Raw genomic sequence first — 21,740 nt, 5'->3', positions numbered from 1 at the left:
GACCGGCGAAATGGGGTCCCCGCGTCTGTAGCGTGGTTGGTACGAACGGAACTGCGACCAGCAGGGCCGTCACCGCATCCACCGTTACGCAAAGGAACGCTTCCATGATTGAAGCAAGAGGCCTGTCCAAGGTCTACGGCGAGAAGACCGCCGTGGGCGGAGTGGATTTCACGGTCCAGGCGGGCCGGGTGACCGGATTCCTGGGCCCTAACGGAGCCGGGAAATCCACAACGATGAGAATGATCATGGGACTCGACGCGCCGACGTCGGGCTCGGTCACCGTCAACGGGGTCCCGTTCACCAAGCATGCGGCACCCCTGCGTGAAGTGGGCGCCCTGCTGGACGCCAAGGCCGTTCACACCGGCCGTTCGGCCTACAACCACCTCCTGGCGATGGCCGCGACGCACAGCATTCCCAAAAAGCGCGTCAACGAGGTCATCGAAATGACCGGCCTGGCCGACGTCGCCAAAAAGAAGGTCAAAGGATTTTCCCTTGGCATGGGGCAGCGGCTGGGCATCGCCGCGGCACTGCTGGGGGATCCGCAGACCATCATCCTGGACGAGCCGGTCAACGGGCTGGACCCCGAGGGGGTGGTGTGGGTCCGCAACCTGGTGAAGTACCTGGCCTCGGAAGGGCGGACCGTCTTCCTGTCCAGCCACCTCATGAGCGAAATGGCTGTGACGGCGGACCACCTGATTGTGATCGGCCGCGGAAAGATCATCGCGGACGCGCCCATCAAGGACATCATCACCGGGAAGGGCGCGAGCCGCACCCGGGTCCGCACCGACCAACCGGACCAGCTGATGCACCTCCTTGCAGGCACCGGGGTTTCAGTGGAGGCCCAGGACCACGAACTGCTGGAGGTCAAGGGCCTGGACCCGCGCCAGATCGCCCGCGCGGCCCTGGACAACCACGTCATGATCTACGAACTCACCCCGCTCCAGGCAAGCCTCGAAGAGGCGTACATGGAGCTGACCAAGGATGAGGTCGAATACCACTCGCTTATCACTACGGGTGCCGCGGTTCCCGTGCAGACCGGAGGGAAGTAAGCCATGAGCTCTACGACTTTGGAACCCAACCCCTCCGGCCGCAGGGCGGAGGGCGACGCAGGGCCCCGGGCCGGTGGTCCTTCCGGTCAGCCCGCGCGCCCGGCCGGCAACTCGGCGTCCCCCGGACCAGGCCCCAGTTTCCTCCGGGTGCTGAACTCGGAATTCATCAAGTTCCGCACTCTGCTGTCCACGCTGATCCTGCTCGGCTCCACCATGCTGGTGATGGTGGGCTTTGGTGCCCTGGCCGCGTGGTCCACCGGCCAGTTCCGCGAGCAGATGGCGTCCGACCCGGAAGCGGCAGCCCAGATGGCGGCCCAGGGCGGGGACATTGCGGTGACTGCCCCCACGTCCGGCATCGCATTTGCCCAGCTGATCCTGGGATCACTCGGCGTGCTGCTGATGAGCTCCGAATTCACCACCGGCATGGCGCGTTCCACCTTCGCAGCCGTGCCGAAGAGAACTCCGGCCTTCGTGGCGAAATTCCTTGTGGTGGTAGTGGTGTCCTTCGTCCTGACAGGGGTCTCGACACTCCTGGCCGGCCTGGTGTCCGTCCCCATCCTGGACAACTACGGCCTGGGCCTGGACCTTGCCAGTTCCCAATCGGTGAAGCTCCTGCTCGTCAACAGCCTCTATGTGGCCGCTGTGGCTTCCATCGGCATGTCGCTGGGCAGCATCATCCGCAATTCCGCGGGCGGGATCATGAGCCTGGTGGGCCTGTTCTTCGTGGCCCCCATCGCCTTCCAGCTCATTCCGGGCGACTTCTTCGAAGAAGCCCGCAAGTACCTCCCCGGCAACACGGTGGCGCCCCTGACCGCCGTCGAACACATGAACGGAACCCTCGAGGCCTGGCAGGCGGCCCTGGTGCTGGGCGCGTGGGTGGTCATCCCGGCAGTCCTGGCCATGGTCCTGCTCAAAAAGCGGGACGTTTGAGCGGGGCGGGCGGCGGGACCGCCGTCTAGGCTCGTCAGATGCACCATGAATCATCGGCAAAGGACGCATCAACCCTTATCCGGGTCGATGCGTCCTTTGCCGAACTCGCCGACCGCCGCCGCGGCCGGCTCCGCCGCTACCTTTACCGGCGGCCCCGGGTCATGGATGCGGTGGTGGTGCTCTGCTACCTGCTGCTGGTCACGCCCACGGCCGTGGATGCCGTGCCCGGCGGCGGCTGGGCGGCCACCGCGCTGCTCGCCGCAGTCGCCGCTGCCCTCTTTTTCCGCCGGTCCCATCCGGTGGCCGTTGTTGCCACAGTGGCTGTGCTGGAAGTGTGCATCACGGTCCTGCATCCCTGGGGTTCCAATGTGTCCGCGGGGCTGTGGTTTGCGCTCTATGCGCTGGCCGTCCAGCGGTCCCGCAGGTTCTCCATCACGGCGCTGGCACTGGCAAACGCCCCGCTGTCACTGATGTACTTCCTGACCCTCGTGGGCCCGCTGGAACGTGCCCTTCCCAACGGCGGTCCCGCGGCGCCGGAGAACTCGCAGCTGGTGTTTGGCATCGTTGCCGGCATCACCATCACGCTGTCCAACATCATCGCCACCGGCATCGGCATTTCCATCCGCCAGCGGCGGGAACACGAAGAGGAAATCGCCGCCTGGGCGGCCCGGACTGCGGAGCTGGGTTCAGTCACCGAACGCAACCGGATCGCCAGGGAGATGCACGACGTCGTGGCCCACTCCCTGACGGTGATGCTCACCTTGTCCGACGGTGCCGCCGTGGTGGTCAGGAAGAGCCCGGAGCGCGCCGCTGAGGTCCTCGCCGAGATTTCCCGGACGGGACGCACGGCCTTGGGAGACATGCGCCGGGTACTGGGCGTCCTGCGTGACGAGTCGCCGGCGGCCCAGGCGCCCCGGCAGCCGCTGAGCGCCGGCAACAGCCTGGCCAAGCTCCTCGAGGGCTTCCGAACGGCGGGGTTGCCGCTGCACTACTCGCACACCGGGCCGGCCCTTCCCGAGGACACAGCCTTCCAGCTGACCGTCTACCGGATTGTGCAGGAATCGTTGACCAATGTCCTCCGCTATGGCCGGGCGCTCAGCCGGGTGGAGGTGAGCATGGTCCGTGCGGGAAGTACGGTCACCATTGACGTGCTCGACGACGGCAAGGGCACGGTGGGCCACGGGCCAGCGGGCGGGCCGGGGTCGGCGGTCGGCGGCGGAAAGGTGCCGGGTTCCGGCCAGGGCCTGACCGGGATGCGCGAGCGGGCCGGTATTTACGGCGGTACGGTGGAAGCCGGACGACCTGCCGGCGGCGGATGGCGTGTCCGGGCAGTTCTGAATTGGAATGGGGACCAAGGAAAAACATGAATGGCAGTGCACCGATCACAGTCCTGCTGGTGGATGACCAGCCGCTGCTGAGGATGGGCTTCCGCCTGATCCTTGAGGGCGAGGATGACCTTCGGATCGTGGGCGAAGCATCTGACGGGGCGGAAGCAATCCGGCAGGTCAGGGAAGCGGACCCCGACGTGGTGCTGATGGATGTTCGGATGCCGGTCCTGGACGGAATCGAAGCAACCCGGGCAGTGACCTCCTCCGGCTCCCGGGCGAAGGTGATCATCCTGACCACCTTCGATCTCGACGAATACGCCTTTGCCGGCCTCCAGGCGGGAGCTTCGGCGTTTCTGCTCAAGGACGTGGCCCCGGCCGAACTGGTGAGTGCCGTGCGCGTGGTGGCAAGCGGCGATGCCGTGGTGGCGCCCCGCGTCACGCGCCGCCTGCTGGAAGCCTATGTCCGTGCGGGCAGCCCGTCGGCAGTTCCCGGACAAAGAACGGGCACCTCCTCTCCGGCGGCCGGCCGGGGCCGGCATCCACACGGCGAAGAGCAGCAGAGGGACCCCCTGCTGGAGGCCTTGACGCCCCGTGAAACGGAAATGCTGGAGGCCATGGCAGAGGGACTGTCCAACGCGGAGATCGCCCACAAGTTCTTCCTTTCCGAGGCTACGGTGAAAACGCACGTGCGCCGGATCCTCGCCAAACTGCATCTCCGGGACAGGGTGCAGGCGGTGGTTTACGCGTATGAGACCGGGCTGGTGGTACCCAGCAATCCCGACTATTAGCTACTCGGAGGTAGATTTCGGGCACATTTCATAGTTGCCCCCAAGGTCACTGGTGTTGCGTATTGATACTCTTTATTGTGTGAAGCTCCCTTTGCGGTAACGTCAAAATGTTCGACTGCACATGATCCGGGCGGTGTCATCGGGTCTAGGGTGAAAAAGAAATGTGGCCTGCAACACGGTGATCCGTGTAGCCCGGGGCCCACACCCTCAACGAAGGACGGCGCTTCCATGCACGCTGACCAACAGCTTTCCAAGTCCCTGAAACCAAGGCACCTTTCCATGATCGCCATTGCCGGCGTGATTGGCGCCGGACTCTTTGTGGGTTCCGGTGCTGCCATCCAGCAGGCCGGTCCCGGCATCCTGCTCGCCTACATGGCCGCGGGAATCGTGGTGATCCTGGTGATGCGGATGCTCGGCGAAATGGCGGCCGCCAATCCCGAAACCGGATCATTCTCCACGTACGCGGACAAAGCGCTGGGCCGGTGGGCCGGATTCAGCATCGGCTGGCTCTACGCGTGGTTCTGGATCATCGTCCTCGGGATCGAAGCCACCGCCGGTGCGGCCATTATGCACCGCTGGGTTCCGGGCATCGACCAGTGGGTGTGGGCCCTGGTCCTCATGGTGCTCCTGACTCTCACCAACCTGGGCTCGGTGAAGTCGTACGGAGAATTCGAGTTCTGGTTCGCCTCCATCAAAGTGGCCGCCATTGTGCTGTTCCTGATCTTTGGCGTGGCCGCCATCCTGGGCCTGATTCCCGGAGTTCCGGCACCCGGACTGGACAACCTGGTCAACAACGGCGGATTCCTGCCCAACGGCCCCGGAGCCGTCCTCGCCGGCATCCTGGTAGTTGTCTTCTCCTTCTTCGGCGCCGAAATTGCCACTATTGCCGCCGGTGAATCCGAGAACCCGGTGGACGCCGTCAAGAAGGCCGTAAAGTCCACTGTCTGGCGCATCCTGGTGTTCTACATCGGCTCCATCGCCATCGTGGTTACCCTGCTGCCGTGGAACTCCGCATCCGTGGCCAAGAGCCCGTATGTCGCAGTCATCGAACTGTTCGGCATCCCCGGCGCCGGAACCATCATGGACATTGTGGTGCTGACCTCGGTGCTGTCCTGCCTGAACTCCGGCCTGTACACGGCCAGCCGCATGCTGTTCTCCCTCGCCCGCCGCGGGGACGCACCCCGCGCCTGGACAAGGATCTCCGGCCGCGGCGTGCCGGCCTCCGCAGTACTGGCCTCAACCGTCGTTGGGTTCATCACTGTGGGCCTGAACTACATCGCCCCGGACACCGTGTTCCTGTTCCTCGTCAACACCTCGGGTGCAATTGCGCTGTTCGTCTGGCTGGTGATCGCCTCCTCACAGCTCGTCCTCCGCCAGCGGATGGGTGCCGCCGCCAAGGACCTGGCCCTGAAGATGTGGCTCTTCCCGTACCTGACCTGGGTGGCCATTGCCAGCATCGTCGCGCTGCTTATCGGCATGGTGATCCTGGAATCCACGCGGGAGTCGTTGCTGCTCTCACTCGGCCTGGCCGCTGTGGTGGTGGGCGTGGGTGTGTGGCGCTACCGGAAGGGCCTCGGCGCCACCGGCACCGTTACGGCCGAAGCCGCGCCGGAAGAAGCCGGGGTAACTGCCGGCCCGGCCTCGTAGTCCGAAGGCGCTAGCCCGGGAAAGGCTTTAGCGCAGCAGGAGTGGGCACAGCCCGCCAGGAAACGGAGTCCGGCCACCTTCAGCCAAGGTGTCCGGACTCCGTTACGTCCGGGTCCGGCTGCACGGCGTCGAAGAAACGATGCTCCCCGGTTGCGGCGGAGGATCCGTGAACGCGGGAGCGGATGAAGCTGACGTCTGCCGGGGTGAGCTGTATGGCGCCGTGCTGATCCCGGACCACGGGCTCATCAGCAACCCTGGCGACTATGGTGGCAATCGTCCTCGGCAGCACCACGCACCCCGGATTATCGATGAGCCACCGGCGGGTTTCGGGATCCAGCCGGTCCCAGTGTGATTTCAGTTCCATGAGGGGACCCGTTCCATGTGTTGTCTTGCCTCTTTCCCGGTCGGGCAGCTGTTCGATGGTGCAGCCGCGGCTAATCGCGGCTGATGGGGAGCCGTTTTTCGGCGGCAGCGGTCCCGGGTGCCGCGGGAAGAGGGGTCCTGACTTCCAGGACGCCGTTCCGGAAGGACACTTTGATGTCTTTGTCCGTCACACCCTCCGGCAGCGGCAGGTTGCGGGTGAAGCGGCGGTAACGCAATCCGGAAGAGAACCGTTCCCCGTCGGCGTGGCCGCCGGCCTCGTCACGTCCGGCGCGGATATGCAGCACTCCTCCGGCCACGGAAACCTCGATGTCTTTGTCAGGATCCGCGCCGGGCAGCTGTGCCCGGACCACCAGGGTCTCCTGGTCGACGTACTCGTCGACTCTGACTTCCTCAACACCGACGGGCGCGTCCGTGTGTTCGAAGGGGCGCCCCAATGCGCCGACGAACTGCGACGGTTTCCTGTCCGCCCCGTCCTGGGAAGAGGGCCACCGGGCCGACTCGAACGGGGACCATTTCAACGCACCGGACATAACTCTCTCCTGATTGTTCTCCTGGCAAGCCGGCAGCCATTGGCGGCCCGGACCCAAACCCCAGTAGATACCCATCCCCGGAGCGGACAACAGGGCCCAAAGTCCCCGGATGGTGCAGAAGCGGAGGCGCCGACAGGCAGGGCCGGCGTTCATGTCCGGGAATTTATCCAAGCAGAGGACTTTCGTCCCTTACCGGGTTGACGACATGAGGGCAGCATGGAGAGGAATCCCCACGACCACTTTCGGAAGGAAACCATGGCGGGAAAATTTGAGCTTTTCGCGGACGATGCAGCCGGGGTGCGTTTCAGGATGATAGCCCCGGACGGTACGGTGCTGGCTGTTTCGCGGCCATTTCCGGATACCAGTGCGGCGGCCCTTGGCATCGAGGCGATGCGGGAATGCGCCGGCACGGGCCTGATCAGCAACCTCTGTCCCACCGTCCACGAGCCCGAGAAACCCCGCGCCATGAAGACCCCCGCGCCGTCGGCAGTCGCACAGCGGGCTCACAGGAAAGGCCTATGCGCGGCATAGCGCGTCATCGTTTGATGGGTGCATGACAACGTCACCGCCCCTTCCGCACGAACCCCACCCCAACCACGACCGCGGCCTGGAATTCGACCTTGCCACCCTGATGAGCCGCCGTTCACTGGGCCTCTTCTTCGGTGCCGGCACAGCGGCGGCCGCCCTGGCAGCGTGCACGCCCGGCGGGTCCGCTTCCGGAGCCGCGACGACGGCGGCGGACGCCAGCAGTTCCGCGACCACCACGCCGACTTCGTCTGCGTCCGTTTCCGCCACGCCCTCCGCGTCACCCACCCTGACCCGGGCCATCGCCGAATGCGGCGTGGAAATTCCGCAGGAAACAGCGGGGCCCTACCCCGGCGACGGTTCCAACGGCCCGAACGCCCTGACGGCGTCCGGCGTGGTCCGGCAGGACATCACAGCCAGCTTCGGGACCTCCACCACCAAAGCGGAAGGCATTCCGCTGACGGTCACCCTGACCCTCCTGGACAACGCCAACGGTTGCAAACCCCTTGCCGGTGCCGCCGTCTACGCCTGGCACTGCGACCGGGACGGCAAGTACTCGATGTACGACGCCGGACTTGAAAAAGAGAACTTCCTCCGCGGTGTCCAGGAAGCGGACGCCAACGGCCAGGTCTCTTTCGCCACCATCTACCCGGGGGCATACAACGGCCGCTGGCCGCACATCCACTTCGAAGTCTTCGAGTCCATGAGCAACGCCACTGCGGCCGGCCAGGTGCTGGCGGTCTCCCAGATCGCCATGACTGAGGCAGCCTGCAACGAGGTGTACGCCACGGCAGGCTATGAGGCCAGTGCCCGGAATTTCCCGAACACCACGCTCACCTCGGACAACGTGTTTGGCGACGACGGCGGCATCCACCAGCTGGCCACCATGTCCGGTTCAGTGGCCCGCGGCTACGCGGCGGGACTCAACGTCACGGTCTAGGACAAGGCCCCAGGCGCGGGCCGCCGGGTCCCGGCTAGACTCGAAGCCATGCCTTCCCACGCCACTGCCGCAGACCATATCCAGGACCTGGGCGCGTACGTCAGCGCCTCGCCGTCGAGCTTTCATGCGGTACAGGAAGCCGCGCGCCGGCTGGACCAGGCGGGATTCACAGGCCTGGACGAACTGGCGGCCTGGCCGGCTGGCGGCGGCACCGATGGCGGGGCGGCAGGGCGGTTCTACGTGATCCGCGACGGTGCCCTGATCGCATGGGTGACGCCGAAGAATGCCGGACCGACCACGGGCTTCAACATCCTGGGGGCGCACACCGATTCGCCGTCGTTCAAACTCAAGCCCAAGCCCACCACGGGAAAATTCGGCTGGCTGCAGGCCGGCGTGGAAATCTACGGCGGCCCCCTGCTCAATTCCTGGCTGGACCGGGAACTGCAGCTGGCCGGCCGGCTGGTGATGCTGGACGGAACGCAGCGCCTGACCGCCACGGGGCCGCTGCTGCGGTTCCCGCAGCTCGCCATCCACTTGGACCGCGCAGTCAATGAGGGCCTGGCGCTGGACAAGCAGCAGCACATGAATCCCGTCTTTGGGCTCGGCGATCCGGCAGGCGAGGACCTTCTTGCGCTGCTCGCCGAACGGGCCACCGCAGCGGCTCCCGGTTCCGCGCCGGTGGATCCGGCACAGATCGGCGGGTACGACGTCGTTGTGGCGGACACGCAGCCGGCCGCGGTTTTCGGGGCCAAGGGTGAGTTCTTCGCCTCCGGGCGGCTGGACAACCTGTCCGCCACCCATGCCGGCCTGGCCGCGCTCATCGCACATGCGGAAACCGGTGAGCAGGCGGACGGCGGGCCCATCGCCGTGCTGGCGGCGTTCGACCACGAGGAGATCGGGTCCAACTCGCGGTCGGGGGCCTGCGGGCCGCTCCTCGAGGACGTCCTGGTGCGTATTTCGGACGGCCTCGGGGCATCAGCCAGCCAGCGCAGGCGGGCCCTGGCGGCGTCGTTCTGCGTGTCGGCCGACGCCGGCCACGCGGTGCACCCGAACTACGCGGAGCGCCATGACCCGGTCAACCGGCCGGTGCTGAACGGCGGCCCGTTGCTGAAGATCAACGCCAACCAGCGCTACGCGACCGACGGCCCGGGTGCCGCCTTCTGGGCCCGGCTGTGCGCCGACGCGGGTGTCCCGTACCAGGAGTTCGTCTCCAACAACGTGATGCCGTGCGGGTCCACCATCGGACCGCTGACGGCGACGCGGCTCGGCATCAGGACCGTGGACGTGGGCGTGCCGCTGCTGTCCATGCACTCCGCGCGCGAACTGTGCGGCGTTGAGGACCCCTTCCGGCTGGCCCGGGTGACGGAGTTGTTCTTCCGGACGGCGGCGTAGGCCGGGAGGCATCCGCCTGCTACTTGACGCAGGACGCAGCGGCTCCGTCTACCCGATAGAGATGGACAGCATTCCCGTCGGCAAAGTGGTCACTGAATGCGCCCTTCGTCATGGTGACAGTGCGGTTTTCGTCCAGGACGGTGACCGCGGAGTCGGTGCCAGCCAGGCAGTTCAACTGGAAGAGGGCGTCCTGCTGCCCCGCTTGCGCCGAACCGGCAAGGACATACAGCGATCCGCCGTGGACTTTGACAGCCGCACTGACGCCCGCGCCGTGCGAGAGGGCATTGTCCACGAACGGGGAATTGAGGACCGGCGCCAGACGAGTAATTTGTGCATTGACGTCGGTCACCCAGGGCCTGACGGCGTCCCCGCAGGTGTCCCGCAACACATGCTGTGACAGGCAGGGGCCGCCGAAGTTGTGGTTGAAGTAGACGATGCCCCGTGCCCCGTGGATGAGGCTGCTCCACACGGCAGCGCGGATTTCCGGTCCTGAGATGGTGGGGGCAGTAGGGTCCGTGAAGGGATGGCCCACTTCCACGAAGGCCCAGACGGGTTTGCTCAATGCCGGCTGCACCAGGGAACGTACGCGGTCGACGGTCCAGCCGTAGTTGGCGGCGAGCCTGCATTTCTCAGGTGCCAACGCCGCCCCGGCGGCGAACACGCCGCCGCCCTCGGACGCGCCGCAGATGTACGGGTCGGTGAACCAGTAGTTGTCCGCGGACACTACATCCTGGAATTCGTTGACGAAGGCGGCTGCCTGCTCGTTGGTCTCCCAGAACGTCACACCTTTCCCGTAATTGGCGTACACCATCTGTCCGGCGGGCACGGTCTTACGCATTTCGCGCTGGACGGTGTACCCGCAGCGCCCGGTCTCCGGAGCGCATATGGGCCCCGCTCCCGGCCAGTTGCGGGTCCATGCGTCATTCCCGGGGCCGGCCCACATGTCCGGCTCATCCGCGATGACCCATCCCGCGGCAGCGGGAACCGCGACGCTGGTCAATGCGCGCATCCCCTGGTTCGTGGCGTGCGCAATGTCTGAACTGCTCGTCAAGTCAACGTAGAGGTTTATCCCGACGAGCCGGTCCTTCGGGGCGTCGGTGGGTTCTATGAGGCTCTCCAGCCAGACCCCGATGGGAAAATACGCGGGATCTACAGGCAGCGAACCGGGAAACTTAGCGAAGTAGTTGGGACCACCGTCAACTTCGCGCAACTGAACGGGGGCGGGAACAGACGCCGCCTGCGCCGGGGAAGCTGAGGATTGCGCCTGGTTCCACATCCCTGCGGCTACCAACGCCGATGCAAGGAGGAAGGCGAGGCTGATTCCTCCGGCCCTGAGCGTGCTGCGAGGCGTGTTTTTTTCCATGGCCTTCACCTATCGTTGCCGAGGTGAGACCGGTACTTGTGCCATGGTCCTCTTCGGTGCCCGATGGGTCAAGGCCCGGTGTTAGCCACCACCGCGGACCACGCGCGCCCGCAACAGGCCGGTTCCTAGGCGAGCCCGATCACCAGGTTGATGGTGGTGGCCAGGATGACGGTGCCGAAGAGATAGGACAGCAGGCTGTGTTTGAGGGCTTCAGCCCTGATGAGGTGGTTCTGCAGATTGGTGTCGGACACCTGGTACGTCATGCCCAGGCTCGTGGCCAGGTAGGCGAAGTCCGTGTACTGCGGAGGCCGGTGCTGGTTGAAATCGATGCCGCCCGCGTCGGATCCGCCCCGCTTCCCGGGACTGTAGTACAGCTCGGCGTAGCGGAGGGTGAAAAGGGTCTGCACCAGGATCCAGGACAACGCGACGCACGCCAGGGCCAGGAGGCCGCCGCTCAGCCGCGAGCCGCCGTCGGACCTGTGGGAGTCCACCACCACGGCTGCAACTGCGGCCAGGCTGGCAACGTTGGCCACCAGGATCAGCAGGTCGGTGGTGCTGCGCGACGGGTCCTCGGACGTCGCGTGGGCTCGGGTGCCTGCGGGGTCGAGACGTCCCACCACAAGCCAGACCCAGGCCACGTAGACCAGGGCCGCGCTGCCCCAGCCGACGGCCGGCGCCTCCACCCAGTATCCGGACAGCCCGGTGACCGCCGCGGCCGCCAGGCCGGTCAAAACCATGGCAAGAAACCGCAGCCGGCTTCGTTTCACCCTGGCGGGCAGGGGGCTGGTGTCCATGTGTCGATACTCTAGCCAAACAAACAGCCCCAGCCCGGATCCGCGCCGGTTTTCCACATAGGATCCCGGAGCGTTTCCGCCCGGCACGGACCCGGGACTAGCCTTGAGCGGTCACGAATCGCCGAAACCGGCCTAAATGCACTAAGATATTGAAGTCTGTGCTGCGTCCTGCCTTCGTTTTGGGGACCGGATGCGCACGGCACCGCAAATGAACCTCCTGTTACGGAAATGCCGTAACCGCTTAGCCCAAAGGAGGTGGGTTCACATATGCGTCCTTACGAATTGATGGTAATCATCGACCCCGAGGTCGAAGAGCGTACCGTTGAGCCGTCGCTTCAGAAGTTCCTGAACGTCATCACCAACGATGGTGGAACCATCGAAAAGGTTGACATCTGGGGCCGTCGTCGACTGGCTTACGAAATCAAGAAGAAGTCTGAAGGTATCTACGCCGTGGTGAACTTCACCGCCAAGCCGGACACCGCCAAGGAACTTGACCGCCAGCTGAGTCTCAACGAGACCATCATGCGCACCAAGATCACCCGCCCCGAAGAGCAGAAGGTCGTTGCTGAGTAATTTCAGCACCGTACATTCAATCTTTACCCCGCAGGAACGAACAAGGAGGCAGTAGATGGCAGGCGAAACCACTATTACGGTCATCGGTAATCTCACCAATGACCCCGAACTGAGGTTCACACCGTCAGGTTCGGCAGTAGCGAATTTCACCATCGCTTCTACGCCCCGCACCTTCGATCGCCAGTCAAACGAATGGAAGGACGGGGAAACCCTGTTCCTCCGCGCATCCGTCTGGCGTGAAGCAGCCGAAAACGTCGCGGAATCCCTCACAAAGGGGATGCGGGTTATCGTTTCCGGCCGTTTGAAGAGCCGTTCCTACGAAACCAAAGAAGGCGAAAAGCGCACCGTTATCGAGCTCGAAGTCGATGAAATCGGCCCGAGCCTGCGCTACGCCAACGCCAAGGTCAACCGCACCCAGCGCTCCGGCGGTCAAGGTGGTCAGGGCGGCTTCGGCGGCGGCAACAGCGGCGGCGGGTTCGGTGGCGGCCAGGGTGCAAACCAGGGCGGCAACACCGGAGGAAACTGGGGCGGCAACCAGCCCGCAGCGCAGGAAGACCCTTGGGCAACGCCCGGGGTCAGCAATGCAGGCGGCGGCTGGGGCAACGGCCCGGATTCCGAACCTCCCTTCTAACCAATAATTCAGGTCCGGCGCCGGAACCCGCCGGGATGCCCTATGGCTCCCGGGTGAGTGCCGCCGCCGAACCACCACCATCCCGTGGATCAATATCCACGGGCTCCATAGAATAGGAGCTCCACGATGGCTAAGGCTGAACTCCGTAAGCCCAAACCAAAGTCCAACCCCTTGAAGGCCGCTGACATCACCGTCATCGACTACAAGGACGTAGCATTGCTGCGCAAGTTCATCTCCGACCGCGGAAAGATCCGCGCCCGTCGCGTCACTGGCGTCACGGTGCAGGAACAGCGCAAAATCGCCCAGGCAATCAAGAACGCCCGCGAAGTTGCTCTGCTGCCTTACTCCGGCGCTGGCCGCGGCTAAGGAAGGGATTAACTAAAATGGCAAAGCTCATTCTGACCCACGAAGTCACCGGTCTCGGTGCTGCTGGCGATGTCGTCGAGGTCAAGGACGGTTACGCACGTAACTTCCTGCTGCCCCGCGGTTTCGCACTGACCTGGTCCAAGGGCGGCGAGAAGCAGGTTGAGTCCATCAAGGCTGCCCGCGCTGCCCGCGAGCACGCTTCCCTGGAAGACGCTCAGAAGCAGGCCGCTGCACTGCAGGCCAAGCCGGTCAAGCTCGTTGTCAAGGCTGGCGAGACCGGACGTCTGTTCGGCACCGTCAAGCAGGGCGACGTGGCCGACGCTGTTGAGGCCGCCGGCCTCGGCCGCATCGACAAGCGCAAGGTTGAACTGCCGGCTCACATCAAGTCGACCGGTTCCTACCAGGCCAACGTCCGTCTGCACGACGACGTTGCCGCTGTGATCGAACTCGACGTAGTCGCAGGTAAGTAGCCCCTCCGGCCAACCGCCAGAGCGCTACGCAGTCCTGAACTGCTGAAGGCCCCCGCCTCGGATTTCCTTTTCGGAACCGCAGGAGGGGGCCTTTGTTCTTTAATCCCCGGCTGTTCAAAGGTCCTGGTGCGTCCGGGGCTACTCCTGGTGCATCACGGTGGTGGAGTGCCGGTGGCCCGCCCGGATGAGTTCGGCCAACACCCCTTCATCCACGTCCTCGAGCTTGTTGATGTAGAGGCACCCAGCGCCGACCTTGTGCTTGCCAAGGCGCGGCAGCAGCTCCGCGGCTTCGGGCGCGTATGTGAGGCCATAGAGTGAGAGGCTCCCCTTCCGCGGCGAGAAACCCACGGCCACTGTGTCACCCTCGCGGCCGCTCTCATACCGGTAGTGATAACTGCCAAAACCCACGATGCCTGGCCCCCACATCACGGGCACTTCGCCGGTGTTTTCCTTCATCAGGGCCAGGAGCCTGAGGCCGTCCCGCTGGCGGGCCGGATTCTCCACGCCGTCAAGGAAGTCATCCACGGAAGCGTCGGTTGCGCGGGTCTTGTTTTCAACCATGACGGCAGTCTGGCAGACGCCGCTGCGCTTGTCAGCAGGGTTTGCACGTGGGGGTCCTGTGCCTTGGAATAAACACGGGGAGGCGCCGGTTTACTCGATAGATGCAAACGCATGTAGTCTGGACTTATCGTTGACCTTCAGGAGTAAACCGTGGAAACCCGCCGTATCACCGTCCTCACCGCCGGACTAGGCGTTCCTTCGTCGAGCAGGCTGCTGGCCGACCAACTCGCGGCCGCAACCGAGCGCAGGCTAACTGCCGCCGGCTACGAAGTGTCCGTCGATGTGGTTGAGCTCCGTGATCTGGCCGTGGACATTGCCAACAACTTTGTCACCGGCTATGCGCCGCCGCGGCTGGCCGAAGTGATTGCCGGCGTGGAGGACTCCGACGGCATCATCGCCGTCACACCGGTGTTCAGCGCCTCCTACAGCGGCTTGTTCAAGTCCTTCTTCGATGTCCTGGACCCCAAGTCACTGGAGGGCAAAGCCGTGCTCCTCGGGGCAACCGGCGGCACCGACCGCCACCAGATGGTCCTGGACTATGCCATGCGGCCGTTGTTCAGTTACCTGCGGACCCGGACGGCTGCCACCGGCGTCTTCGCCGGACCCCAGGACTGGGGCAACACGGACGACGGCGGCTCGCCCCTTTCGGTGCGGATCGACAGGGCGGCTGATGAGCTTGCGGAGCTTGTGAAGGCCTCGCGGCCGCGGCGGAGGCCGGACGCCGCAGGTTCCTTGCCGTTTGAACAGCTCCTGGCCGGAATCTCGAACGGCCGCTAGGCAGCAGTGCCCGGCGCCCGGCCCGGCTTGATTCGAACTTTTCAGGCGTACCGATCGTTGTGCGGGACATGAAATGCCCTGTGGATTCAGTTGACCTGGTGATGAGTGAGCGCAGTGGAGTGGAGATTGACTACTGTCCGCAGTGCCGGGGTGTGTGGCTTGACCGCGGCGAACTCGACAAGATCATCGATCGCGCCGCCGAGCTGATGGGTCCGGGGCCGGCGGCCCCCGTGCCGCCGGCCGCCCCGCCTGTTCCGGGACTGATTCCGCCGCCGCTGTATAACAACCACAACCCGCGCCGCGATGACCGCCGACCTGATGAGCGCCGCTATGACGACCCAAGGGACCGGCCGCGGTACGACCAGCCCCGCTATGACGACCGCCGGAGGCCTAAGAAGAAGGAAGGCTGGCTCGGCGAGCTCTTCGATTTCTGAGCTGCCGGGCCGGAGGTTCAGTCGTCGAGCAGCGCAATGAATTCCCTGGCCTGCTTCATGGAAATGTCCGAGTGCCGGGTCAGGGCCGTGGCCGCTGCTTCGGTGTCACCGCTCTTGGCAAGCGTGCGGATCCGGCCGTATATCTCGTCATTCAGCATGTTGCTGCTGACCTCACGCGTGACATCGCCCTTACTGGCGATCGCGCGGTAGCGGTACGGGAAACGCTCGGGAGCATCGTCGTCGTCATGCTCAGGGGCCTCGGGGGCCGCTGGGCGGAACGGCTGCGGGTGGGCGGCCAGGGCGCCGACGGCGTCGCGGGAGGCCCGCAGGCCGTCACCTGAGGCTTCGTAGTAGAGCTTGATGGCCGCCATGGCCTGGCCCTGGGCGATCAGGGCGTACAGGCGCCGGTGCTGGTCTTCGGTGAGTTTGGCTGCTGCGGCCCTGGCCGCTTCCACGGGATCACCGGACGGAGTTCCGCGGCCTGTCCTAGCGGCGGGCGCTGTTGCACCGCCAGTGCGGCGGCCCACGGCGCGGGCCACCAGCAGGACGGCGGCCACCACGATGAGCAGGATCAGGACGGGGATCACTAGCGATTCCATTGCTAAAGCCGATCTACATAATTTTTTGCGGTCAGGAGATCTGAGTGGGTTGCCTGCCGCAGCATCTTAATGGCTTGAAGTTTCTGGCCGTTGCGGGCCAGAGCCTGCAGTTGGAGAGCGAACTGCGGGTTCAATTGGCCGCCGGGAAGGACCGGACCTTGGTAGCCATCCATTCCAACGCCAGGACTCGACCCGGCCTGGGCGCGCAAGGCCGCCCGTGCGTGGTCGGCCTGCTGCGACTGCTGTTGCTCGTTCTGGCTTGGCCGGGTGGCTGCGTCGACCCGTGCCCGCGCGGCGGTGGCTGCCTGTACTTGTGCTGCATAGTGGGCCTGCGACCGTACGGCCAGTTCCAGTTGATAGCGCTCCGCATCCGAGATGCCGGTGTCCCGGGGCTTCAGCGCCGTGGAAACCGCCCAGATCACTGCCACAAGGATGAGGGCAGGCAGCATAACCATCAAGACATCGCCCATGAATAGAGCTTATGCCAGTTCGCTGTTATCCACAGCATATTCTCGGCTGCGCATACAGCCCTGCGAGGAAGGCGTCAATTCGAACCCCGTGGCGAGGCCTAAATCACACAACGGGTATATTCTCCGTCACTTGTCCCCGGGTTACTCCCCGGTATCCCCAATGGGAACCTGCAAGCTGTGGATGAACGTTCCTTAAAAGAATCTTTAGTCCACAGGTCATTTTCAACGTTTCCGCAGGTCAGAGGCGTATTGGGCCGCAAAGTTTTTTGATTTCCACAGGTTGCCACACAGGCTGTGCACAAGCAGCGCCCGGTAGTCCACAACTTATCCACAGGTGTGCATGTAAGCGGGCTTGGTGCCCGGGAGCGGGGGTACTAACGTAGCGGGATACCTGTTTTTGGGGCAGTGGTACTTGGTTTCGGGAGTCAGCAGGAGCATATTGCGGACGATCCCGAAGCTCACCCGGACCATCGATTGTGGATAACCTCTGCAAATTGGGGATAACCGGGTTTGCGGCCGGAACAGCGGTCGGGCGTAATCCCGCGCAGGAAAAACTGTCAGTGCCGGGTGGTAGTACTTGTCCTGCCGCGCAGCGGGGTTTCGCTGCGCCATGGCAGCCCAATGGCAGATAGCTACAGCACCGACGGCATCAAGGAATGCGCCGCGGTACACAACGGAGGACGGCAGCTTTGTCAGTTACGCACCTGGACTCAATCGAGGGCACCCGGGGTTCCGAAGGCAGCCGCAAGCCGCCCCAGGACATCCCCGCTGAGCAATCAGTTCTTGGCGGCATGATGTTGTCCAAGGACGCCATTGCGGACGTGGTGGAGATTCTGCGGGGCCAGGACTTCTACCGGCCCGCGCACGAGACCATCTACGAGGCCGTGATTGACCTCTACGGCCGGGGTGAACCCGCCGACGCCGTGACAGTGTCCGATGAACTGACCAAGCGCGGCGAAATCAACAGGATCGGCGGCCCCGCCTACCTGCACGAGCTCATCCAGACCGTGCCCACGGCAGCCAACGCCGGATACTACGCGGAGATCGTCGCCGAGCGTGCAGTCCTGCGCCGGCTGGTCAACGCCGGCACCAAGATCGTCCAGCTGGGCTACGGCTCGGACGGCGAAGTGGAAGACCTCGTCAACCAGGCGCAGGCCGAGGTGTACGCCGTTGCCGAGCGGCGCACCGCCGAGGACTATGTGGTCCTCAAGGACGTTATGGAATCCACGGTGGACGAGATCGAAGCCTCCGGCCATCGAGGCGAGGGGATGGTGGGCGTCCCTACGGGCTTCTACGAACTGGATGAACTGACCCACGGCCTGCACCCGGGGCAGATGATTGTTATCGCTGCCCGCCCGGCAGTCGGTAAATCCACGTTTGCGCTGGATTTCGCCCGGTCCGCCGCTATCAAGAACAACCTCGCCACGGTGATGTTCTCCCTGGAAATGGGCCGGAACGAAATTGCCATGCGTCTGCTCTCCGCGGAGGCCACCATCGGTCTCCAGGATCTCCGCAAGGGCACCATCAAGGATGAACAATGGTCCAAGATCGCCACAACCATGGGCCGGATGAATGACGCGCCCCTGTTCATTGATGACAGCCCCAACATGTCGCTCATGGAAATCCGGGCCAAGTGCCGCCGGCTGAAGCAGCAGCACGACCTCAAGCTGGTCATCCTGGACTACCTGCAGCTCATGAGCTCCGGCAAGAAAGTGGAATCACGCCAGCAGGAAGTCTCAGAGTTCTCCCGTGCGCTGAAGCTGCTGGCCAAGGAACTCCAGGTGCCCGTGATTGCCTTGTCACAGCTGAACCGTGGCTCCGAACAGCGCCAGGACAAGCGGCCCATGGTCTCCGACCTCCGAGAATCGGGCTCCATCGAGCAGGACGCCGACATGGTCATCCTGCTCCATCGCGAGGACGTCTATGACAAGGAATCGCCGCGCGCCGGCGAGGCGGACATCCTCATTGCCAAGCACCGTAACGGCCCTACGAAAGACATTGTGGTCGCCTTCCAGGGGCATTACTCGCGGTTCGCCAACATGGCGGCGGACGCCGGCGGCGGCGGCTTCTAGCCAACCCGACTAGGCGCTTTCCTGCACCCCGCCAGCGGAGAGCAGGTGGTTGGGCAGCCGGTTCCCCGGCGCCCGGCCGCGGATCTCCAGCAGCTCCCGGGCGTGGGCGTGCAGGCGCTTGTCCTCCTCCGAGACCGGCACCCACGGCGGAATCGGCACCGAGTTCCCGGCCGCGTCCCTGGCCACCATGACGGTCAGGCAGTACGTGGTCAGGTTCATCTCCCGACCCTTGGGGTCCCCGGACCGGACGTGCACCGCAATGTGCATTCCTTTGGTGCCGGTGTATACAAGACGCGCCTCCACTTCCACGACGTGTCCTATCAGCAGTGGCCGGTAGAAACGCACCCCGCCGGAAAATACCGCCACGGTGTCCTTGCCGCAATACCGTGACGCGCAAACATAGGCCGCCTCGTCGATCCACTTCATGACGATGCCGCCGTGCACCTTGCCACCCCAGTTCACATCCGTCGGGGCGGCCATGAACCGAAGGACCACCCGTTCCGCGGTGCCGGCGTCCGTGTACTCCTGCGCATTCATCGCCTGGACGATGTCCTCGCGGACCTTGATGCGCGCCAAGGCGTGGTCACGCTGTTCGATTTCCTCCGGAGTGGACGGCTCGAACTGCGGGACGGGCACCGGTTTGCCGTCCGGCCCCACGGCCACAAATATCACCATGCACTGGCTGCGCATTGTGGCCGCCCCGCCTTTGGGGTCGCCCGAGGACACCACCGTGCGGATATGCATGGAAGACCGCCCGGTGTAGACGATCGTTGCGGTGACTTCCACCATGTCCCCGCTGTTGACCGGATCGGCAAAGTGGATGTTGCCCACGTAGGCCGTCACGCAGTACGACTTGGCCCAGCCGACCGCTGCGGCATAAGCCGCTTTGTCCACCCACTCGAGCACGGTTCCGGCGTCCACGGAGCCGCTGTGGCCGACGTCCATGGGGGCCGCTAGAAAGCGGAGGGTCACTGAGTTGGCGGCAGTCTCGCTCATGCTGCGAGTTTACTGATGACCCGGCATACCGGCGGGTCCGAATGACACAAACGCCGCAGAACCCGCCACATGCGGGCGGCGGCGGCGCGCCATGCGGGGGCTGGTGGGTGGAACCGGAAGTGACGGCCCGATTTGCCAGCCTATTGAGAATGATTATTATTTATTTTATGAAGAGCCAAAAAAGCGTCTTTCGCCGCCACCCCAAACCCTCGCTTCCCCCGCTTTGCCCGGCACGGCTGCCTGGTGCGCGGGTTTCCCCGATCGGCCTGCCGGCAGCAGCCGGACTTGCCGTTGCCACGCTCATGCTGAGCGCATGCGCCGTGGATCCGGGGCGGAGCGGTGACGGCGCACGGGCAGGAGGCGGCGTGTCATCCGCCGGGCAGCCCGCCGGGCCGTCCAGTGCAAGCCGGGAAGTCCAGGGCCCCGCGCCCAGGCTGGTATTGACCCATGCCGGGGGCATCACGGTGCTGGATGCCACCTCGCTGGAGGTCGTGGGGGAGGCGGAGCTTACGGGCTTCACCAGATTGAACCCCGCGGGTGACGGCCGGCATGTCCTGGTGTCCACCGGAAACGCTTTCAGGGTGTTCGACGCGGGCGTGTGGACTGAGAAGCATGGCGATCACGGGCATTCCTACGCCGTTGAGCCATCCCTCACGGCTGCCTCGTTCGAAGCCAGCAAGTCCGGCCACGCCGTCTTCCACGCCGGCAGGACCGCCCTCTTCAGTGACGGTTCCGGAAAGGTGGAGCTCTTCGACCCGGCGGGATTGGCGGAGGAGTCGGGTGTCCTTCCGGATAGCGATGTCTACAACACCCCGGCAGCCCACCATGGCGTAGCGGTGCCGCTCGAGGCGGGCAAACTCCTCGTCACGCTCGGCGACGAGGAGTCGAGGCGGGGGATCGCCGTGCTTGCAGCGGGAGCGGGACAGGACCGGGCGGAACTGGTACGCAACGAGGACTGCCCCGGCGTGCACGGCGAAGCAGCCGCCGGCCCGGATGCGGTGGTGGTGGGCTGCGAAAACGGCATGCTGATCTACCGGGACGGAAAGATTTCGAAAGTGTCCAGCCCTGATGCGTACGGGCGAATGGGAAACCAGGCGGGCTCCCCCAAGTCGCCGGTGGTTCTGGGTGATTACAAGGTGGATAAGGATGCCGGGCTGGAACGGCCTACGCGTGTCTCGCTCGTTAATGCGGAGACGGCCACCCTCCGGCTGGTGGAACTCGGTACGAGCTATTCGTTCCGCTCGCTGGGCAGGGGTCCCGCGGGTGAGGCCCTGGTTTTGGGGACTGACGGTGCCCTGCGCATCATCGACCCGTCGAGCGGAAACATCACGTCCACCATCCCCGTGGTTGATGCCTGGGAGGAATCGGAAACGTGGCAGGACCCTCGCCCGACGTTGTTCGTGCAGGGTTCCACTGCCTATATCACGGAGCCCGCAAGCAGCGCGATCCATGCCGTTGACCTTCCCTCGGGCAAAGTAGCCAAATCGGCGGAACTCGCGCACGTGCCCAACGAGCTGACGGGCGTATCCGGTTAGGATTCCCAGGCGTGGGACTGCCTCGTGTGGTTCGCAGACAGCGACGCCGGGCCAGCCACTGGCGTGGCCGGCCCGGCGTCGTTCGTTTATGGTCTTTTGGGCTGCTTCCCGCCTTACGCCAGGACGCTGACCTTCGAATTGCTGCGGCCGAACAGGGCCCGGTCCACGGCCACCTTACCCGCGCCGGTCAGGGCAATGGCCAGGGCTCCGGCTGCCAGCAGCAGCACCAGCTCGTAACCGCCCGTGGCGGCGAAGACGCCGGCAGAGGCGTGCACCAGGAACAGGGCGCCAAGCATGTCCAAGGCAAGAAGTGCTGCGAACACACGCGTCAGTACTCCCAGGATCAGGGCGATGCCACCAACCAGCTCAAGGGTGGCTACGGCAGGAGCGGCCAGTTCAGCGGCCGGCACGCCCATCTTGGCGAAGGCGGCCTGGGTGCCGGCGATGGTCCACTCGTTGAATTTCTGCCAGCCGTGGGCCGCGAAGAGGAAGCCCGCTATGACGCGCAGGATAGTGAGTGCTGTGGTGGTCAGGGTGGACTGGTTCATGGGAATTTCACCATTTCAAGGTCGGGGGCATGGCAGTG

25 protein-coding genes are annotated in these 21,740 nt (G+C 64.8%); 16 read left to right on the top strand and 9 right to left on the bottom strand.

The features are described from left to right. Positions 1–104 precede the first annotated feature (104 nt). From ACFVWT_RS09520 to ACFVWT_RS09500, 5 genes are all read left to right on the top strand, one after another. The gene (locus ACFVWT_RS09520; protein WP_390247424.1) at positions 105–1,049 is read left to right on the top strand and encodes an ABC transporter ATP-binding protein; all 945 of its coding nucleotides are present in this window, start codon (positions 105–107) and stop codon (positions 1,047–1,049) included. A 3-nt stretch (positions 1,050–1,052) separates the two neighbouring features. After that, positions 1,053–1,979, top strand: coding sequence for an ABC transporter permease (locus tag ACFVWT_RS09515; protein WP_390247422.1), 927 nt, complete (start codon positions 1,053–1,055; stop codon positions 1,977–1,979). A gap of 38 nt (positions 1,980–2,017) precedes the next feature. Beyond that, the gene (locus ACFVWT_RS09510) at positions 2,018–3,346 is read left to right on the top strand and encodes a sensor histidine kinase (protein ID WP_390247420.1); all 1,329 of its coding nucleotides are present in this window, start codon (positions 2,018–2,020) and stop codon (positions 3,344–3,346) included. Continuing rightward, a complete protein-coding gene (locus ACFVWT_RS09505) occupies positions 3,343–4,095 on the top strand; it encodes a response regulator (RefSeq protein WP_390247418.1) in 753 nt (250 codons plus the stop codon). The genes ACFVWT_RS09510 and ACFVWT_RS09505 overlap by 4 nt, the downstream gene beginning before the upstream one ends. A 228-nt stretch (positions 4,096–4,323) precedes the next feature. Then, positions 4,324–5,742 carry an amino acid permease gene (locus ACFVWT_RS09500; RefSeq protein ID WP_390247416.1) on the top strand — a complete coding sequence of 473 codons (1,419 nt, stop codon included), beginning with the start codon at positions 4,324–4,326 and terminating at the stop codon, positions 5,740–5,742. A 79-nt stretch (positions 5,743–5,821) separates the two neighbouring features. Here the strand turns inward: ACFVWT_RS09500 and ACFVWT_RS09495 are convergent, their stop codons facing one another. Next, on the bottom strand, positions 5,822–6,106 hold the full coding sequence (locus tag ACFVWT_RS09495) for a hypothetical protein (protein ID WP_390247414.1): 285 nt from the start codon (positions 6,104–6,106) through the stop codon (positions 5,822–5,824). A gap of 70 nt (positions 6,107–6,176) precedes the next feature. Further along, entirely contained in the window at positions 6,177–6,656 is a 480-nt protein-coding gene (locus tag ACFVWT_RS09490; protein ID WP_390247412.1) for an Hsp20/alpha crystallin family protein, read from the bottom strand. A gap of 255 nt (positions 6,657–6,911) precedes the next feature. Between ACFVWT_RS09490 and ACFVWT_RS09485 the strand changes: the two genes are divergently transcribed. Genes ACFVWT_RS09485 through ACFVWT_RS09475 form a run of 3 tightly spaced genes read left to right on the top strand, consistent with a single transcriptional unit; the run spans position 6,912 to position 9,513 of the window. Next, positions 6,912–7,187 (top strand): YegP family protein, encoded by a 276-nt coding sequence (locus tag ACFVWT_RS09485; protein WP_390247410.1) that lies wholly within the window; start codon positions 6,912–6,914, stop codon positions 7,185–7,187. Positions 7,188–7,209: 22 nt separating this feature from the next. Continuing rightward, positions 7,210–8,121 carry an intradiol ring-cleavage dioxygenase gene (locus tag ACFVWT_RS09480; protein WP_390247408.1) on the top strand — a complete coding sequence of 304 codons (912 nt, stop codon included), beginning with the start codon at positions 7,210–7,212 and terminating at the stop codon, positions 8,119–8,121. Between the two features lie 48 nt (positions 8,122–8,169). After that, a complete protein-coding gene (locus ACFVWT_RS09475; RefSeq protein ID WP_390247406.1) occupies positions 8,170–9,513 on the top strand; it encodes a M18 family aminopeptidase in 1,344 nt (447 codons plus the stop codon). A 19-nt stretch (positions 9,514–9,532) separates the two neighbouring features. Here the strand turns inward: ACFVWT_RS09475 and ACFVWT_RS09470 are convergent, their stop codons facing one another. Further along, entirely contained in the window at positions 9,533–10,876 is a 1,344-nt protein-coding gene (locus ACFVWT_RS09470) for a hypothetical protein (protein WP_390247404.1), read from the bottom strand. A gap of 125 nt (positions 10,877–11,001) precedes the next feature. Further along, entirely contained in the window at positions 11,002–11,670 is a 669-nt protein-coding gene (locus tag ACFVWT_RS09465; RefSeq protein ID WP_390247402.1) for a DUF1345 domain-containing protein, read from the bottom strand. Positions 11,671–11,937: 267 nt separating this feature from the next. Between ACFVWT_RS09465 and rpsF the strand changes: the two genes are divergently transcribed. From rpsF to rplI, 4 genes are all read left to right on the top strand, one after another. Then, positions 11,938–12,243 carry a 30S ribosomal protein S6 gene (rpsF, locus tag ACFVWT_RS09460; RefSeq protein WP_011693941.1) on the top strand — a complete coding sequence of 102 codons (306 nt, stop codon included), beginning with the start codon at positions 11,938–11,940 and terminating at the stop codon, positions 12,241–12,243. A gap of 55 nt (positions 12,244–12,298) precedes the next feature. After that, positions 12,299–12,874 (top strand): single-stranded DNA-binding protein, encoded by a 576-nt coding sequence (locus ACFVWT_RS09455; RefSeq protein ID WP_317781537.1) that lies wholly within the window; start codon positions 12,299–12,301, stop codon positions 12,872–12,874. A gap of 126 nt (positions 12,875–13,000) precedes the next feature. After that, a complete protein-coding gene (gene rpsR / locus ACFVWT_RS09450; protein WP_003800144.1) occupies positions 13,001–13,240 on the top strand; it encodes a 30S ribosomal protein S18 in 240 nt (79 codons plus the stop codon). A 17-nt stretch (positions 13,241–13,257) separates the two neighbouring features. After that, positions 13,258–13,710: a 50S ribosomal protein L9 gene (rplI, locus tag ACFVWT_RS09445; RefSeq protein ID WP_043479709.1), complete on the top strand. Its 453-nt coding sequence runs from the start codon at positions 13,258–13,260 to the stop codon at positions 13,708–13,710. 138 nt (positions 13,711–13,848) lie between these two features. On the opposite strand, the gene ACFVWT_RS09440 is transcribed toward rplI, so the two are convergent. After that, complete coding sequence (locus ACFVWT_RS09440; RefSeq protein ID WP_390247399.1) at positions 13,849–14,271, bottom strand: DUF1801 domain-containing protein; 423 nt, start codon at positions 14,269–14,271, stop codon at positions 13,849–13,851. Positions 14,272–14,421: 150 nt separating this feature from the next. On the opposite strand from ACFVWT_RS09440, the gene ACFVWT_RS09435 reads away from it, so the two are divergent. Together ACFVWT_RS09435 and ACFVWT_RS09430 are read left to right on the top strand one after the other, a co-directional pair. Beyond that, a complete protein-coding gene (locus ACFVWT_RS09435) occupies positions 14,422–15,048 on the top strand; it encodes an FMN reductase (RefSeq protein ID WP_390247397.1) in 627 nt (208 codons plus the stop codon). A gap of 68 nt (positions 15,049–15,116) precedes the next feature. Continuing rightward, positions 15,117–15,482: a zf-TFIIB domain-containing protein gene (locus ACFVWT_RS09430; RefSeq protein WP_390247395.1), complete on the top strand. Its 366-nt coding sequence runs from the start codon at positions 15,117–15,119 to the stop codon at positions 15,480–15,482. Positions 15,483–15,499: 17 nt separating this feature from the next. Here the strand turns inward: ACFVWT_RS09430 and ACFVWT_RS09425 are convergent, their stop codons facing one another. Both ACFVWT_RS09425 and ACFVWT_RS09420 read right to left on the bottom strand, forming a co-directional pair. Continuing rightward, the gene (locus ACFVWT_RS09425; protein WP_390247393.1) at positions 15,500–16,081 is read right to left on the bottom strand and encodes a hypothetical protein; all 582 of its coding nucleotides are present in this window, start codon (positions 16,079–16,081) and stop codon (positions 15,500–15,502) included. Between the two features lie 2 nt (positions 16,082–16,083). Further along, positions 16,084–16,551 carry a hypothetical protein gene (locus ACFVWT_RS09420; RefSeq protein WP_390247391.1) on the bottom strand — a complete coding sequence of 156 codons (468 nt, stop codon included), beginning with the start codon at positions 16,549–16,551 and terminating at the stop codon, positions 16,084–16,086. Between the two features lie 689 nt (positions 16,552–17,240). Between ACFVWT_RS09420 and dnaB the strand changes: the two genes are divergently transcribed. Continuing rightward, positions 17,241–18,623 (top strand): replicative DNA helicase, encoded by a 1,383-nt coding sequence (dnaB, locus tag ACFVWT_RS09415; protein WP_011693932.1) that lies wholly within the window; start codon positions 17,241–17,243, stop codon positions 18,621–18,623. Positions 18,624–18,632: 9 nt separating this feature from the next. Here the strand turns inward: dnaB and ACFVWT_RS09410 are convergent, their stop codons facing one another. Beyond that, positions 18,633–19,619 carry an acyl-CoA thioesterase gene (locus ACFVWT_RS09410; protein ID WP_390247389.1) on the bottom strand — a complete coding sequence of 329 codons (987 nt, stop codon included), beginning with the start codon at positions 19,617–19,619 and terminating at the stop codon, positions 18,633–18,635. Positions 19,620–19,786: 167 nt separating this feature from the next. Between ACFVWT_RS09410 and aztD the strand changes: the two genes are divergently transcribed. Continuing rightward, entirely contained in the window at positions 19,787–21,154 is a 1,368-nt protein-coding gene (aztD, locus tag ACFVWT_RS09405) for a zinc metallochaperone AztD (protein ID WP_390247387.1), read from the top strand. A 113-nt stretch (positions 21,155–21,267) separates the two neighbouring features. Here the strand turns inward: aztD and ACFVWT_RS09400 are convergent, their stop codons facing one another. Further along, the gene (locus ACFVWT_RS09400) at positions 21,268–21,702 is read right to left on the bottom strand and encodes a DoxX family protein (protein ID WP_390247385.1); all 435 of its coding nucleotides are present in this window, start codon (positions 21,700–21,702) and stop codon (positions 21,268–21,270) included. Positions 21,703–21,740 lie beyond the last annotated feature (38 nt).

It is taken from the genome of Arthrobacter sp. NPDC058288 (genome assembly GCF_042880995.1).
Taxonomy (GTDB): domain Bacteria; phylum Actinomycetota; class Actinomycetes; order Actinomycetales; family Micrococcaceae; genus Arthrobacter.
The sequence above is the reverse complement of the archived record's forward strand: the minus strand, read 5'-3'. Positions and strand labels throughout refer to the sequence as shown.